The organism is Streptomyces sp., from assembly GCF_031178505.1.
Classification (GTDB): Bacteria; Actinomycetota; Actinomycetes; order Streptomycetales; family Streptomycetaceae; genus Streptomyces; species Streptomyces gulbargensis.
The window spans coordinates 1-15,097 of record NZ_JAPSIW010000075.1 but is presented as its reverse complement, the minus strand read 5'-3'; the positions used below and the strand labels follow the sequence as shown (position 1 = coordinate 15,097).

12 protein-coding genes are annotated in these 15,097 nt (G+C 69.3%); 8 read left to right on the top strand and 4 right to left on the bottom strand.

Annotation, left to right across the window (positions count from 1 at the left end; genetic code table 11):
• The 4 genes from yidC to rpmH form a co-directional block, all read right to left on the bottom strand.
• Positions 1-1,085, bottom strand: a 1,085-nt coding sequence (gene yidC, locus RIF68_RS08650) for a membrane protein insertase YidC (RefSeq protein ID WP_309050557.1), incomplete at its 3' end; no start/stop codon positions are given.
• 3 nt (positions 1,086-1,088) lie between these two features.
• Positions 1,089-1,415 carry a membrane protein insertion efficiency factor YidD gene (yidD, locus tag RIF68_RS08645; protein ID WP_309050556.1) on the bottom strand — a complete coding sequence of 109 codons (327 nt, stop codon included), beginning with the start codon at positions 1,413-1,415 and terminating at the stop codon, positions 1,089-1,091.
• Positions 1,412-1,783 carry a ribonuclease P protein component gene (gene rnpA / locus RIF68_RS08640; protein ID WP_309050555.1) on the bottom strand — a complete coding sequence of 124 codons (372 nt, stop codon included), beginning with the start codon at positions 1,781-1,783 and terminating at the stop codon, positions 1,412-1,414. The genes yidD and rnpA overlap by 4 nt, the downstream gene beginning before the upstream one ends.
• Before the next feature lie 19 nt (positions 1,784-1,802).
• Complete coding sequence (gene rpmH, locus RIF68_RS08635; protein ID WP_125638610.1) at positions 1,803-1,940, bottom strand: 50S ribosomal protein L34; 138 nt, start codon at positions 1,938-1,940, stop codon at positions 1,803-1,805.
• 398 nt (positions 1,941-2,338) lie between these two features.
• Here rpmH and dnaA point away from each other — a divergent pair, with 398 nt between their 5' ends.
• The 8 genes from dnaA to RIF68_RS08595 all read left to right on the top strand — a co-directional run bounded on the left by dnaA (position 2,339) and on the right by RIF68_RS08595 (position 14,935).
• Positions 2,339-4,135, top strand: coding sequence for a chromosomal replication initiator protein DnaA (gene dnaA, locus RIF68_RS08630; protein ID WP_309050554.1), 1,797 nt, complete (start codon positions 2,339-2,341; stop codon positions 4,133-4,135).
• Between the two features lie 1,019 nt (positions 4,136-5,154).
• Positions 5,155-6,285 (top strand): DNA polymerase III subunit beta, encoded by a 1,131-nt coding sequence (dnaN, locus tag RIF68_RS08625; RefSeq protein WP_309050553.1) that lies wholly within the window; start codon positions 5,155-5,157, stop codon positions 6,283-6,285.
• Between the two features lie 109 nt (positions 6,286-6,394).
• The gene (gene gnd, locus RIF68_RS08620) at positions 6,395-7,273 is read left to right on the top strand and encodes a phosphogluconate dehydrogenase (NAD(+)-dependent, decarboxylating) (protein ID WP_309050552.1); all 879 of its coding nucleotides are present in this window, start codon (positions 6,395-6,397) and stop codon (positions 7,271-7,273) included.
• Between the two features lie 57 nt (positions 7,274-7,330).
• Positions 7,331-8,452 carry a DNA replication/repair protein RecF gene (gene recF / locus RIF68_RS08615; protein WP_309050551.1) on the top strand — a complete coding sequence of 374 codons (1,122 nt, stop codon included), beginning with the start codon at positions 7,331-7,333 and terminating at the stop codon, positions 8,450-8,452.
• Positions 8,449-9,003, top strand: coding sequence for a DciA family protein (locus RIF68_RS08610; protein WP_309050550.1), 555 nt, complete (start codon positions 8,449-8,451; stop codon positions 9,001-9,003). Before recF ends, RIF68_RS08610 begins: the two co-directional genes overlap by 4 nt.
• A 581-nt stretch (positions 9,004-9,584) precedes the next feature.
• Positions 9,585-11,615 carry a DNA topoisomerase (ATP-hydrolyzing) subunit B gene (gene gyrB, locus RIF68_RS08605; protein WP_309050549.1) on the top strand — a complete coding sequence of 677 codons (2,031 nt, stop codon included), beginning with the start codon at positions 9,585-9,587 and terminating at the stop codon, positions 11,613-11,615.
• 41 nt (positions 11,616-11,656) lie between these two features.
• Positions 11,657-14,269, top strand: coding sequence for a DNA gyrase subunit A (gene gyrA / locus RIF68_RS08600; protein ID WP_309050548.1), 2,613 nt, complete (start codon positions 11,657-11,659; stop codon positions 14,267-14,269).
• 105 nt (positions 14,270-14,374) lie between these two features.
• The gene (locus RIF68_RS08595) at positions 14,375-14,935 is read left to right on the top strand and encodes a DUF3566 domain-containing protein (protein WP_309050547.1); all 561 of its coding nucleotides are present in this window, start codon (positions 14,375-14,377) and stop codon (positions 14,933-14,935) included.
• Positions 14,936-15,097: the final 162 nt, after the last annotated feature.

The following is a 15,097-nucleotide window of genomic DNA, read 5'->3' as shown; positions in this document are numbered from 1 at the left end:
CCGCCGGCCGCGGCCTGACGCTTGGCCTTCGTCTGGCGCTTCGGCTGCTGCCGCCTCGCGGCGGCGCCGCTCTCGGCCTCGACCGCGAGGGTGTCGCTCTTGACGACGGTGCCGTCGGCCTGCGCGGCGAAGCCGGCCTTGGCGAGACCGCTGAAGAAGCGGCGCTCGTTCTCGTTGCGGTCGGTGCCCTTGGCGACGATCGCCTTGACCACGTTCTTGCGGCGCCGGCCGCGCACCTCACCGTGGTGCGTGACGCTCTTGAGCAGACGCTGCAGGTAGGCGTCCTGCGCCTTGCTGCCCGGGGTCGGGTTCTGGTTGATCACGTACATCTGCTGGCCCATGGTCCACACGTTGGTGGTCAGCCAGTAGACGAGGACACCGACGGGGAAGTTGATGCCCATGACGGCGAAGATCACCGGGAAGATGTACATGAGCATCTTCTGCTGCTGCATGTACGGCGTCTTCACGGAGAGGTCGACGTTCTTCATCATCAGCTGGCGCTGGGTGAAGAACTGCGAGGCCGACATCATGATGATCATGATCGCGGTGACGATGCGGACCGAGGTCAGCGAGGCGTCGAGCGCGGCGACGTCGGCGGCGCTGTCGGTGAAGGTGGCGGCCAGCGGGGCACCGAAGATGTGGGCCTGGCGGGCGCTCTCCAGCAGCGGCTGGTCGATGACGTCACCCACGGTGTCACCGTTGGCGATGCTCGCGAGCACGTGGTACAGCGCGAAGAAGAACGGCGACTGGGCCAGGATGGGAAGACACGAGGAGAGCGGGTTGGTGCCCGTCTCCTTGTAGAGCTTCATCATCTCTTCGGACTGACGCTGCTTGTCGCTCTTGTAGCGCTCCTGGATCGCCTTCATCTTCGGCTGGAGCGCCTGCATGTTCCGCGTCGACTTGATCTGCTTGACGAACAGCGGGATCAGGCAGATACGGATCAGCACCACCAGGGACACGATCGACAGGCCCCAGGCCCAGCCCGTGTCAGGGCCGAAGATCGCCCCGTAGACCTTGTGGAACTGGACGATCACCCATGCGACGGGGGTGGTGATGAAGCTGAAAAAACTGGCAATCGTGTCCACTAATCAGGCTCCTTGAGCATTGGGCGAGGTCTCTGCGGCCGGGCTCGTCTCGGCGGAGCTCCCGCCCGTGTCGCCGCGCAGCGCGTTCCTGAGGATTTCGTGCCAGCGGGGACGCTTACGCGGGGGAACGTGGTCCACGCCGCCCGGCGACCACGGGTTGCACCGCAGGATGCGCCAGGCGGTCAGGGCAGTGCCCTTGATCGCGCCATGCCGGTCGATGGCCGTGAATCCGTAGTGGGAACACGACGGGTAGTACCGGCAGACGGGGCCCAGGAGGGGGCTGATCGTCCACTGGTACAGCTTGATGAGAGCCAGCAGCGGGTACTTCATCGCGTGCCCCCTCCCAGCAGCCGCTGCAAGGCGGCGTCCAGGTCTCGGGCCAGCTGTGCGTGGTCGGCGTCACCGGCTCCGGGCAACGCCCGTACGACCACCAGGCTACCGGGCGGCAGCGTGGAGAGCCGATCGCGGACGAGATGGCGCAGGCGTCGCTTGACCTGGTTGCGGATGACCGCCCCGCCCACGGCCTTGCTCACGACGAAACCCGCACGCGTCGGGGGAGCGCTCTCCCCAGGCGCGTGCGGGTCCGTTGCACCGCTGCGTAGGTGCACGACGAGGAGCGGGCGTCCGGCCCGGCGTCCTCGGCGTACCGCGGTCGCGAAGTCCTCGCGCCGCCTCAGCCGATTCTCGGTAGGCAGCACGTCATGACCTGTGCGCGGATCAGGCGGACAGGCGGGCGCGACCCTTGCCACGACGGGCGGCCAGGATGGCACGACCGGCACGGGTACGCATGCGCAGGCGGAAGCCGTGGGTCTTCGCGCGACGACGGTTGTTCGGCTGGAAGGTGCGCTTGCTCACTCGGGGGCTCCAGAAATGATTCGGGTGGTGGCGGGACATCGCCTGGCTGTCACCGTGCGCCCACGAGTAGCTCGCAATACGCCCGAGTGCACCGCTTCGTGATCACGGATCGTGACCTTTGCCCATCGGAGGCAGGCGGCAGCAGCCATCGACAACTCGACCTGGTTACGGTACGCGCGGCTACGCCATCCGGTCAAACCGACCTGTTGCCGGGCTCCATTGTGCACAGGCTGTGGACAACAACTTGAACCACGTCAGCCGCCCCGACTACCGTGGCTGGACTCCACAATCTTTTCCGTTCTGTCCTTTCCTGTCCCTGCGGACCCCCCGTCCTTCCAGACCTCGATCCACCGTCCCGAGAAGCACACCTGCGTGGGACCTGCGAGAAAGCGTGCCCTGTGGCTGACGTTCCTGCTGATCTTGCCGCAGTCTGGCCACGTGTTCTCGAGCAGCTCCTCGGCGAAGGCCAGCAGGGGATCGAGCCCAAGGACAAGCAGTGGATCGAGCGGTGCCAGCCGCTCGCCCTGGTCGCGGACACCGCGCTCCTCGCGGTCCCCAACGAGTGGGGCAAGCGCGTCCTGGAAGGCCGGCTCGCCCCGCTGATCAGCGAGACCCTGAGCCGTGAGTGCGGCCGTCCGATCCGGATCGCGATCACCGTCGACGACTCGGCCGGCGACCCGGCCCCGCCCGCGCCCCCGGTCCAGCAGCCGCAGCAGTCCCGCTACGACGAGCGCCCGCAGCCCGAGCCGTACGAGAAGTACGAGGGGTACGGCCACCGCTCCCTGCCCGACGACGGGCTGCCCACCGCGCGCCCGGCCTACCCGGACTACCAGCAGCCGCAGCGGCCCGACCCCGGCGCCTGGCCGCGCAGCCAGGACGACCTGTCCTGGCAGCAGCCGCGCCTCGGCGGCTACCAGGAGCGCGCCCCGTACACCGGGCCCGGCAACCCGGCCGGTCCGGAGCAGTCCCCGCCGTCCCGTTACGACGAGCGCGCCCGGGGCTACGACCAGCGGCACGACCGCGGCGAGCTGTCCGAGCCGCAGGGCCCCGGCGCCCGGCCGGGCCCCCGTCCCGGCGGTCCCGTCCCGGGCCCCGGCGGTCACGGCGGACCGGGTTCCTCCGGTGGGGCACCGGGCTCAGGCTCGGGCGCGCCCAACGAGCAGCACGCGCGTCTGAACCCCAAGTACCTCTTCGACACCTTCGTCATCGGTTCCTCGAACCGCTTCGCGCACGCCGCCGCGGTCGCGGTGGCCGAGGCGCCGGCGAAGGCGTACAACCCCCTCTTCATCTACGGGGAGTCGGGGCTCGGCAAGACCCATCTGCTGCACGCCATCGGCCACTACGCGCGCAGCCTGTACCCCGGCACGCGCGTGCGGTACGTGAGCTCGGAGGAGTTCACGAACGAGTTCATCAACTCCATCCGCGACGGCAAGGGCGACGCCTTCCGCAAGCGGTACCGCGACGTGGACATCCTGCTCGTCGACGACATCCAGTTCCTCGCGAGCAAGGAGTCGACGCAGGAGGAGTTCTTCCACACCTTCAACACGCTCCACAACGCGAACAAGCAGATCGTGCTCTCCTCGGACCGGCCGCCGAAGCAGCTGGTGACCCTGGAGGACCGGCTCCGCAACCGCTTCGAGTGGGGCCTCACCACCGATGTCCAGCCGCCCGAACTGGAGACGCGGATCGCGATCCTGCGGAAGAAGGCGGTGCAGGAGCAGCTCAACGCCCCGCCGGAGGTCCTGGAGTTCATCGCCTCCCGCATCTCCCGCAACATCCGGGAGCTGGAGGGAGCGCTGATCCGGGTGACGGCCTTCGCGAGCCTGAACCGGCAGCCGGTGGACCTCGGGCTCACCGAGATCGTCCTGAAGGACCTGATCCCCGGCGGCGAGGACACGGCTCCGGAGATCACCGCTCCCGCGATCATGGCGGCGACGGCGGACTACTTCGGGCTCACGGTGGAGGACCTCTGCGGTTCCTCGCGCAGCCGCGTGCTGGTGACGGCCCGCCAGATCGCCATGTACCTGTGCCGGGAGCTGACGGACCTGTCGCTGCCGAAGATCGGCGCGCAGTTCGGCGGCCGGGACCACACGACGGTGATGCACGCGGACCGCAAGATCCGGGCCCTCATGGCCGAGCGGCGCTCCATCTACAACCAGGTCACCGAACTCACCAACCGCATCAAGAACGGCTGACGCCGCGGCGCTGAGCGCTCAGCGTGCGGAGTGCGGCGTGTACGGAGGGCGCTCCGGGACTGCTCCCGGGGCGCCCTTCGCCGTGTCGACGGGCGGGCGCCCCGAGGGCTCCCCGCGCTGCCCGTGCATCTCCGCTCCGCACGCGCCCCAGGGCCGCGGGGACCGCCCTCCGGGCCCGTACCCGCCGGCTCCGGGCCTTCTCCTGAACGTCTCGTGAGCGCCCCCTGATCGTCCCCAGATCACCTCCGGAGCGCCTCCCGGTCGTCTCCTGAAGGCCTCCGCCCCGCCCACCGCCGCGGCCCGCTGTTCGATTACTCCGTTCCGGTGGCAGGTTCTCCACAGATTGGGGGATGATCTCCCGTCCACAGGGTGGGGACTGCCGAGTTATCCGGATCGTGTCCACAGGAGGGCCTACTGACAAGTCATCACGCCAGGTCAGCCGGGTGTGGAATTGTGCGCAACCACTCTCCACAGCCTGTGGATGAATCTTTCGTCCACAGGGGCTCCGGAGACTTGTCCACCGGCCGCCCACAGGGGGCCGGTGGTTGCCCACAGCTTCTCCACACCCCTGTCCACTGTTCGGCAACAAAAGTCCCCTCCTCACCGCGTCGAGTGAAAGGCGTCACACCGAAGGAGACGTTTGGGCTGTGGGGAACCGGGGGAAAGCTGGGGACAGCACTGGGGAGAACTCCCCGTGGCCTGTGAATCGGGTGTGCAGAACTTTCGGGTGTCCACAGAGACCCCAGGTTGTCCACCGGTTCCACCCACAGGCACGGTGGACAAAAAACGGGCTCTGACCTGGGTGGACGACGTTATCCACCGTTTCCACAGGCCCTACTACTACTCCCACTTAGAGTTAGCCCGGAATCCGCTTCGAAGTGGGACCTGTGCACAACTCGACGCCGGAGCCCCGACCGCCCCTCGACGCGACTTGACCCCGAGCCGCACCGAGTGTCCGTGGCGTACGTCAGACTGGATCCCGCAGTCGACGAGCCAGCAACAAGCAGGAGGCGGTTCCGGTGAAGATCCGGGTGGAGCGCGATGTACTCGCGGAGGCGGTGGCCTGGGTGGCCCGCAGCCTCCCGGCCCGTCCGCCGGCGCCCGTCCTCGCGGGCCTTCTCCTGAAGGCCGAGGACGGCGCCCTGAGCTTCTCCAGCTTCGACTACGAGGTCTCCGCCCGGGTCTCGGTCGAGGCCGAGGTCGAGGAGGACGGCACCGTCCTGGTCTCCGGCCGCCTGCTCGCCGACATCTGCCGCGCCCTCCCCAACCGCCCGGTGGAGATCTCCACCGACGGCGTGCGGGCGACCGTGGTCTGCGGCTCCTCCCGCTTCACCCTCCACACCCTGCCTGTGGAGGAATACCCGGCGCTGCCCGAGATGCCCACCGCGACCGGCACCGTCCCCGGCGAGGTCTTCGCCTCCGCCGCCGCGCAGGTGGCCATCGCCGCCGGCCGCGACGACACGCTGCCCGTCCTCACCGGTGTGCGCATCGAGATCGAGGGCGACACGGTCACCCTGGCCTCCACCGACCGCTACCGCTTCGCGGTCCGCGAGTTCCTGTGGAAGCCGGAGTCCCCCGACGCCTCCGCGGTCGCCCTGGTGCCCGCGAAGACCCTCCTGGACACCGCCAAGGCGCTCACCAGCGGTGACACGGTCACCCTGGCGCTCTCCGGCTCCGGCAAGGGCGAGGGCCTCATCGGCTTCGAGGGCGCGGGCCGCCGCACCACCACCCGTCTGCTCGAAGGCGACCTGCCGAAGTACCGGACGCTGTTCCCGACCGAGTTCAACTCGGTCGCCGTGATCGAGACCGCCCCGTTCGTCGAGGCCGTCAAGCGCGTGGCCCTGGTCGCCGAGCGCAACACCCCGGTCCGGCTCACCTTCGAGCAGGGCGTGCTCATCCTGGAGGCCGGCTCCAGCGACGACGCACAGGCTGTGGAAAGGGTCGACGCGCAGCTGGAGGGCGACGACATCTCGATCGCCTTCAACCCGACCTTCCTCCTGGACGGCCTCAGCGCGATCGACTCCCCGGTCGCCCAGCTCTCCTTCACGACCTCCACCAAGCCCGCGCTGCTGAGCGGCAAGCCGGCCGTGGACGCCGAGGCGGACGAGGCCTACAAGTACCTGATCATGCCGGTGCGGCTGTCCGGCTGAGGCCCCCGGCCCGGTGGTCGACTGAGCGGATGACCCCACAGGTGTGCACCCGGGTCCGGGCGTAGGCTCGGACCCGGGAAAACCGCACACGACGCTTAAGGAATCTCTGATGGAGCTCGGTCTCGTCGGTCTCGGCAAGATGGGCGGCAACATGCGCGAGCGCATCCGCCGCGCAGGCCACACCGTCATCGGATACGACCGCAACCCGGACCTCGCCGACGTCCCCAGCCTGGAAGAGCTGGTGGGCAAGCTCAAGGGCCCGCGTGTCGTGTGGGTCATGGTCCCCGCCGGCCCGGCGACCCAGTCCACGATCGACGAGCTGGCGGAGCTGCTCTCCCCCGGCGACATCGTGGTGGACGGCGGCAACTCGCGCTGGACGGACGACGAGAAGCACGCGGAGGAGCTCGCCGCCAAGGGCATCGGCTTCGTCGACTGCGGCGTCTCCGGTGGCGTCTGGGGCCTGGAGAACGGCTACGCGCTGATGTACGGCGGCGACGCCGAGCACGTGGCCAGGGTCCAGCCGATCTTCGACGCGCTCAAGCCCGAGGGCCCGTACGGCGCGGTGCACGCGGGCAAGGTCGGCGCCGGGCACTTCGCGAAGATGGTCCACAACGGCATCGAGTACGCGATGATGCAGGCCTACGCCGAGGGCTGGGAGCTCCTGGAGAAGGTCGACTCGGTCACCGACGTCCGCGAGGTCTTCCGCTCCTGGCAGGAGGGCACGGTCATCCGTTCCTGGCTGCTCGACCTGGCCGTGAACGCGCTGGACGAGGACGAGCACCTGGAGAAGCTCCGCGGCTACGCGTCGGACTCCGGCGAGGGCCGGTGGACGGTCGAGGCCGCCATCGACAACGCGGTCCCGCTGCCGGCGATCACCGCGTCCCTGTTCGCGCGGTTCGCCTCCCGCCAGGACGACTCGCCGCAGATGAAGATGATCGCCGCGCTGCGCAACCAGTTCGGCGGTCACGCGGTCGAGACGAAGAAGTAATCCACAGGCTGTGCACCCCGCGGTGCACAGCCCGCCGGGGGAAGGTCGGCGCCCACCATGCACGTCACGCATCTCTCGCTGGCCGACTTCCGCTCGTACGCCCGGGTCGAGGTCCCGCTCGACCCGGGCGTCACCGCGTTCGTGGGTGCCAACGGCCAGGGCAAGACCAACCTGGTCGAGGCCGTCGGCTACCTCGCCACCCTCGGCAGCCACCGGGTCGCCTCCGACGCGCCGCTCGTCCGCATGGGTGCCGAGCGGGCGGTCATCCGCGCCGCCGTCACCCAGGGCGAGCGCTCCCAGCTGATCGAGCTGGAACTCAACCCCGGCCGCGCCAACCGCGCCCGTATCAACAGGTCCTCGCAGGTCAAGCCGCGGGACGTGGTGGGGATCGTACGGACCGTGCTCTTCGCGCCGGAGGACCTCGCCCTGGTGAAGGGCGACCCCGGTGAGCGCCGGCGCTTCCTCGACGAGCTGATCACGGCGCGCGCGCCGCGCATGGCGGGGGTGCGCTCCGACTACGAGCGCGTGCTCAAGCAGCGCAACACCCTCCTGAAGTCGGCCGCCATGGCCCGGCGCCACGGCGGACGCGGCATGGACCTGTCCACCCTCGACGTCTGGGACCAGCACCTGGCCCGGGCCGGGGCCGAGCTGCTCGCCCAGCGCCTGGACCTCGTCCACACCCTTCAGCCGCTCGCCGACAAGGCGTACGAGCAGCTCGCGCCCGGGGGAGGGCCGGTCCTGCTGGAGTACCGTTCCTCCGCGCCGGGCGCCGGACAGAGCCGGGAGGAGCTGTACACCCAGCTGCTCGCCGCCCTCGCCGACGTCCGCAAGCAGGAGATCGAGCGGGGCGTCACCCTCGTCGGACCGCACCGGGACGAGCTGTTGCTCAAGCTCGGGGACCTGCCCGCGAAGGGGTACGCCAGCCACGGCGAGTCCTGGTCCTATGCCCTCGCGCTCCGCCTGGCCTCGTACGACCTGCTGCGGGCGGAGGGCAACGAGCCGGTCCTCGTGCTCGACGACGTCTTCGCCGAGCTGGACGCGCGCCGGCGCGAGCGGCTGGCGGAGCTGGTGGCCCACGGCGAGCAGGTGCTGGTGACGGCCGCGGTGGACGACGACGTACCGGAGGTCCTCGCCGGGGCCCGGTACGCGGTGGCCGGAGGAACAGTGGAGCGGGTATGAGTGACGAAACTCTCCCACAGGCTGTGGACAAGTCGGCGGTGCCGGAGCCCTCGGGTGTGGACCTCGCCCGGGTGGCGCTGCGCGCCGCGAAGGAACAGGCGCGGGCGCGGGGCGCGGCGGCGCAGCAGAAGAAGCAGGCGCGGCGCGGGGGCGGCCTGCGTTCCGGGGCGCGGGCCGACGGCCGGGACCCCATGGCGCTCGGCGCCGCGATCAACCGGCTCATCACCGAGCGCGGCTGGGAGACCCCGGCGGCGGTCGGCGGGGTCATGGGCCGCTGGCCCCAGATCGTCGGCGAGGACCTGGCGAAGCACTGCGTACCCGTGCGGTACGAGGAGGAGCCGGACGCGCGCGTGCTGACCGTGCAGTGCGACTCGACGGCCTGGGCGACGCAGTTGCGACTGCTCGCGCCGACGCTGGTCGCGCGGCTGAACGAGGACCTGGGGCACGGGACGGTACGCATCATCAAGGTGCTGGGACCGGGCGGGCCGCGCCGGGGGTACGGGCCGCTGCGGGCGCCGGGGTCGGTGGGACCGGGGGACACGTACGGGTAGGGCGCTCGTGCCCCTCTTGTACGGCGGCCCTCTTGTACGGCGGCCCTCCTGTACGGCGGTTCTCTTGCCGGTGCCCCTCTTGTACGGCGGCCCTGCACGGTGTCCTCTTCACGCCGCCTTCCCGTACGGCACTTCCCGGGGCCCCTGCTCGTGCCGCCCCTCGTGGTGCGGGCGGGTTCCCTCGGGCGGGATCCGCTTCCGGGCGCCGTCGGGCGGAACCGGGACCTCGTGGCACGGGTCCTACAAGAGGGGAGCCGTGCCCACCCGTTCCCCCGGGCGGAAGGCATGCCCACGACGCCGCACCGCGACGGCCGCCCCTCGGTCGCGCACCCCTCGGGCCTCCTGGGAACGGTTGCCCACAACCGGTCACCGCTCGAAGCGCTAGGTGGCCGTCAGGGGGCCCTGGAGCCCCTATCCGGATATGGGGAGTCGTCTCGGGGCCGCGCAGGGCGGCACATGAGCATTCAGGTACCGGCAAACCCCCATGACTGTCGGCGCTACCGGTAGACTGGGAGGCAATCCCGCCACCCCGCGGAACATGTCGAACGACGCAGCCGCTCCCGTATGCCCGGAGACGGCCTGTGCTGTGCCAGAAAGGGCGCTTCGTGGCCGATTCCGGCAACCCCAACGAGAACAACCAGTACACCGCCAGCAACATCCAGGTACTCGAGGGTCTGGATGCGGTGCGCAAGCGCCCTGGCATGTACATCGGCTCGACCGGTGAGCGCGGTCTGCACCACATGGTGCAGGAGGTCGTCGACAACTCGGTCGACGAAGCCCTGGCCGGGCACGCCGACACCATCGACGTCACGATCCTCGCCGACGGCGGCGTGCGCGTCGTCGACAACGGGCGCGGCATCCCGGTGGGCATCGTGGCCTCCGAGGGCAAGCCGGCCCTCGAGGTCGTGCTGACCGTGCTGCACGCGGGCGGCAAGTTCGGGGGCGGCGGCTACGCGGTCTCCGGCGGTCTGCACGGCGTCGGTGTCTCCGTCGTGAACGCCCTGTCCACCAAGGTCGCCGTCGAGGTGAAGACCGACGGCCACCGCTGGACGCAGGACTACAAGATGGGCGCCCCGACCGCGCCCCTCGCCCAGCACGAGGCGACCGAGGAGACCGGCACGTCGGTCACCTTCTGGGCCGACCCGGACATCTTCGAGACGACCGAGTACTCCTTCGAGACGCTCTCGCGCCGTTTCCAGGAGATGGCCTTCCTCAACAAGGGCCTGACGATCACGCTCACCGACGAGCGGGAGTCCGCGAAGGCCACCGTCGGCGCCGACGACCCGGACTCCGAGGCCGCCGCCGAGCCCGCCGCCCGCACCGTGAAGTACCACTACGAGGGCGGCATCGTCGACTTCGTGAAGTACCTCAATTCACGCAAGGGCGACCTGATCCACCCCACCGTCATCGACATCGAGGCCGAGGACAAGGAGCGTCTGCTCTCGGTCGAGATCGCGATGCAGTGGAACTCGTCGTACAGCGAGGGCGTGTACTCCTTCGCGAACACGATCCACACCCACGAGGGCGGTACGCACGAGGAGGGCTTCCGCGCGGCGCTGACGACCCTCGTCAACAAGTACGCGCGCGAGAAGAAGCTGCTCCGCGAGAAGGACGACAACCTCACGGGTGATGACATCCGCGAGGGTCTGACCGCGATCATCTCGGTCAAGATCGGCGAGCCGCAGTTCGAGGGCCAGACGAAGACCAAGCTCGGCAACACCGAGGCGAAGACCTTCGTGCAGAAGGTCGTCTTCGAGCACCTCACCGACTGGTTCGACCGGAACCCGAACGAGGCCGCGGACATCATCCGCAAGGGCATCCAGGCCGCCACCGCGCGCGTGGCCGCGCGCAAGGCGCGCGACCTGACCCGCCGCAAGGGTCTGCTGGAGTCGGCGTCGCTCCCGGGCAAGCTGTCCGACTGCCAGTCGAACGATCCGACCAAGTGCGAGATCTTCATCGTCGAGGGTGACTCCGCCGGCGGTTCCGCGAAGTCCGGCCGCAACCCGATGTACCAGGCCATCCTGCCGATCCGAGGCAAGATCCTGAACGTCGAGAAGGCCCGGATCGACAAGATCCTGCAGAACACCGAGGTCCAGGCGCTGATCTCGGCCTTCGGCACCGGAGTGCACGAGGACTTCGACATCGAGAAGCTCCGCTACCACAAGATCATCCTGATGGCGGACGCCGACGTCGACGGCCAGCACATCAACACCCTCCTGCTGACCTTCCTCTTCCGCTTCATGCGCCCCCTGGTCGAGGCCGGCCACGTCTACCTCTCCCGCCCGCCGCTCTACAAGATCAAGTGGGGCCGCGACGACTTCGAGTACGCCTACTCGGACCGGGAGCGGGACGCGCTCGTCGAGCTCGGCAAGCAGAACGGCAAGCGGATCCGCGAGGACTCGATCCAGCGCTTCAAGGGTCTCGGCGAGATGAACGCCGAGGAGCTGCGCATCACCACCATGGACCAGGAGCACCGCGTGCTCGGCCAGGTCACCCTCGACGACGCCGCCCAGGCCGACGACCTGTTCTCGGTGCTGATGGGCGAGGACGTAGAGGCACGGCGCTCGTTCATCCAGCGCAACGCCAAGGACGTTCGCTTCCTCGACATCTGAGTCGGTCTCAGCTGACCGTACGAAAGGACTGAAGACCAGCAATGGCCGACGAGAACACCCCTGTGATGCCCGAAGAGGAGCCGACGGTTCCGGGCGTGGGCATGCGCGTGGAGCCCGTGGGGCTCGAGACCGAGATGCAGCGCTCGTACCTCGACTACGCGATGTCCGTCATCGTGTCCCGCGCGCTGCCCGACGTACGGGACGGCCTCAAGCCCGTCCACCGGCGCGTCCTGTACGCGATGTACGACGGCGGCTACCGGCCCGAGAAGGGCTTCTACAAGTGCGCCCGCGTCGTCGGTGACGTCATGGGTACGTACCACCCGCACGGCGACACCTCGATCTACGACGCGCTCGTCCGCCTCGCCCAGCCCTGGTCGATGCGGATGCCGCTCGTCGACTCCAACGGCAACTTCGGCTCGCCGGGCAACGACCCGGCCGCGGCCATGCGCTACACCGAGTGCAAGATGGCGCCGCTGTCGATGGAGATGGTCCGGGACATCGACGAGGAGACCGTCGACTTCCAGGACAACTACGACGGCCGCAACCAGGAGCCGACGGTCCTGCCGGCCAGGTTCCCGAACCTGCTGGTCAACGGCTCCGCCGGTATCGCCGTCGGTATGGCCACCAACATCCCGCCGCACAACCTGCGCGAGGTCGCGGACGGCGCCCAGTGGTACCTGGCCCACCCCGAGGCCTCCCACGAGGAGCTGCTCGACGCGCTCATCGAGCGGATCAAGGGCCCCGACTTCCCCACCGGCGCGCTCGTCGTCGGCCGCAAGGGCATCGAGGAGGCGTACCGGACCGGCCGCGGCTCCATCACCATGCGCGCCGTGGTCGAGGTCGAGGAGATCCAGAACCGCCAGTGCCTGGTGGTCACGGAGCTGCCCTACCAGGTCAACCCGGACAACCTCGCGCAGAAGATCGCCGACCTGGTGAAGGACGGCAAGATCGGCGGGATCGCCGACGTCCGCGACGAGACCTCGTCCCGGACCGGCCAGCGCCTGGTCATCGTGCTCAAGCGCGACGCCGTGGCCAAGGTGGTCCTCAACAACCTGTACAAGCACACCGACCTCCAGACCAACTTCGGCGCCAACATGCTGGCGCTGGTCGACGGCGTGCCGCGCACCCTGTCCCTGGACGCGTTCATCCGCCACTGGGTGACGCACCAGATCGAGGTCATCGTGCGCCGGACGCGGTTCCGGCTGCGCAAGGCCGAGGAGCGCGCCCACATCCTGCGCGGCCTGCTGAAGGCCCTGGACGCCATCGACGAGGTCATCGCCCTCATCCGGCGCAGCGACACGGTCGAGGTGGCCCGTGAGGGCCTCATGGGCCTGCTGCAGATCGACGAGATCCAGGCCAACGCGATCCTGGAGATGCAGCTCCGCCGGCTCGCCGCCCTGGAGCGCCAGAAGATCGTCGCCGAGCACGACGAGCTCCAGGCGAAGATCAACGAGTACAACGCGATCCTGGCCTCGCCGGAGAAGCAGCGTGCCATCGTCAGCGAGGAGCTGGCGGCGCTGGTCGACAAGTTCGGTGACGACCGCCGTTCCAAGCTGGTGCCGTTCGACGGCGACATGTCCATCGAGGACCTGATCGCCGAGGAGGACATCGTCGTCACGATCACGCGTGGCGGCTACGTCAAGCGGACGAAGACCGAGGACTACCGCTCGCAGAAGCGCGGCGGCAAGGGCGTGCGCGGCACGAAGCTGAAGCAGGACGACATCGTCGACCACTTCTTCGTCACCACGACCCACAACTGGCTGCTGTTCTTCACCAACAAGGGCCGGGTCTACCGGGCCAAGGCCTACGAGCTGCCGGACGCCGGCCGGGACGCCCGCGGCCAGCACGTGGCGAACCTGCTGGCCTTCCAGCCGGACGAGCAGATCGCCCAGATCCTGGCGATCCGCGACTACGAGGCCGCGCCGTACCTGGTGCTCGCGACCAAGGCCGGCCTGGTGAAGAAGAGCGCGCTGAAGGACTACGACTCGCCGCGCTCCGGCGGTGTCATCGCGATCAACCTGCGCGAGCGCGAGGACGGCAGCGACGACGAGCTGATCGGCGCCGAGCTGGTGTCCGCCGAGGACGATCTGCTGCTGATCTCGAAGAAGGCGCAGTCGATCCGGTTCACCGCGACGGACGACGCCCTGCGTCCGATGGGACGAGCCACGTCCGGCGTCAAGGGGATGAGTTTCCGCGAGGACGACGAGCTGCTCTCGATGAATGTCGTCCGGCCCGGTACGTTCGTCTTCACCGCGACCGACGGCGGCTACGCCAAGCGCACCGCCGTCGACGAGTACCGCGTCCAGGGACGTGGCGGTCTCGGCATCAAGGCTGCCAAGATCGTCGAGGACCGCGGTTCGCTCGTGGGCGCGCTGGTGGTGGAGGAGACGGACGAGATCCTCGCCATCACGCTGTCCGGCGGTGTGATTCGTACGCGAGTCAACGAAGTCAGGGAGACCGGCCGTGACACCATGGGCGTCCAGCTGATCAACCTGGGCAAGCGCGATGCCGTCGTCGGCATCGCGAGGAACGCCGAGGCCGGCAGCGAGGACGAGTACGTCGAGAACACTGTCGACGCCGAGACCGCCGCTGAGGTGGCCGAGGCCGGGTCGGGCGAGGGCGCGGAGCCCTCGGCCGGGGAGCACGAGGAGTAGAGCGTGAGTGGAGCCACGGGCGCCGGATCGGCGGCCGCCGGAGCTTCTGCTGGTGCCGGAGCGAACGGTGCCCGTGGCTCCGCCACGGACTCCCAGGGGGTTGCGGTGACGGACACCCGGGGGCAGCAGCCCCCGTACGAGAGCTACAGCGGGCCGCTGCCCGGCGAGCGCCCGCAGTCGGGCCGGCCGAGCGGGCCCTACCACCCGCCGCAGGCGTACGGCGCTCCGGCATCGGACGGCTCGTCGGGTACGGCGGCGGTGCGGGTGCCGCGCACGGGCGCGCGCACCACGCCGCGGACGCGCAAGGCGCGGCTGCGGGTGGCCAAGGCCGACCCGTGGTCGGTGATGAAGGTGAGCTTCCTGCTCTCCATCGCGCTCGGCATCTGCACGGTCGTGGCCGCGGCGGTGCTGTGGATGGTCATGGACGCCATGGGCGTCTTCTCGACCGTCGGCGGGACGATCAGCGAGGCCACGGGCTCCAACGAGTCCAACGGCTTCGACCTGCAGTCGTTCCTGTCGCTGCCGAGGGTGCTGATGTTCACCTCGGTGATCGCGGTGATCGACGTGGTCCTGATGACCGCCCTGGCGACCCTGGGCGCGTTCATCTACAACCTGTCCGCCGGGTTCGTCGGCGGCGTGGAACTGACGCTGGCCGAGGACGAGTGACGCGCGCGGGGGCCGTCCGGGAACGGATTTTGGGACTGGCCCCCACGTGCGCTAATCTTCAGGAGTCAGCGCGCGGGACACACACCGCAGAGCGCGGCGGGGCTATAGCTCAGTTGGTTAGAGCGCATCCCTGATAAGGATGAGGCCACAGGTTCAAATCCT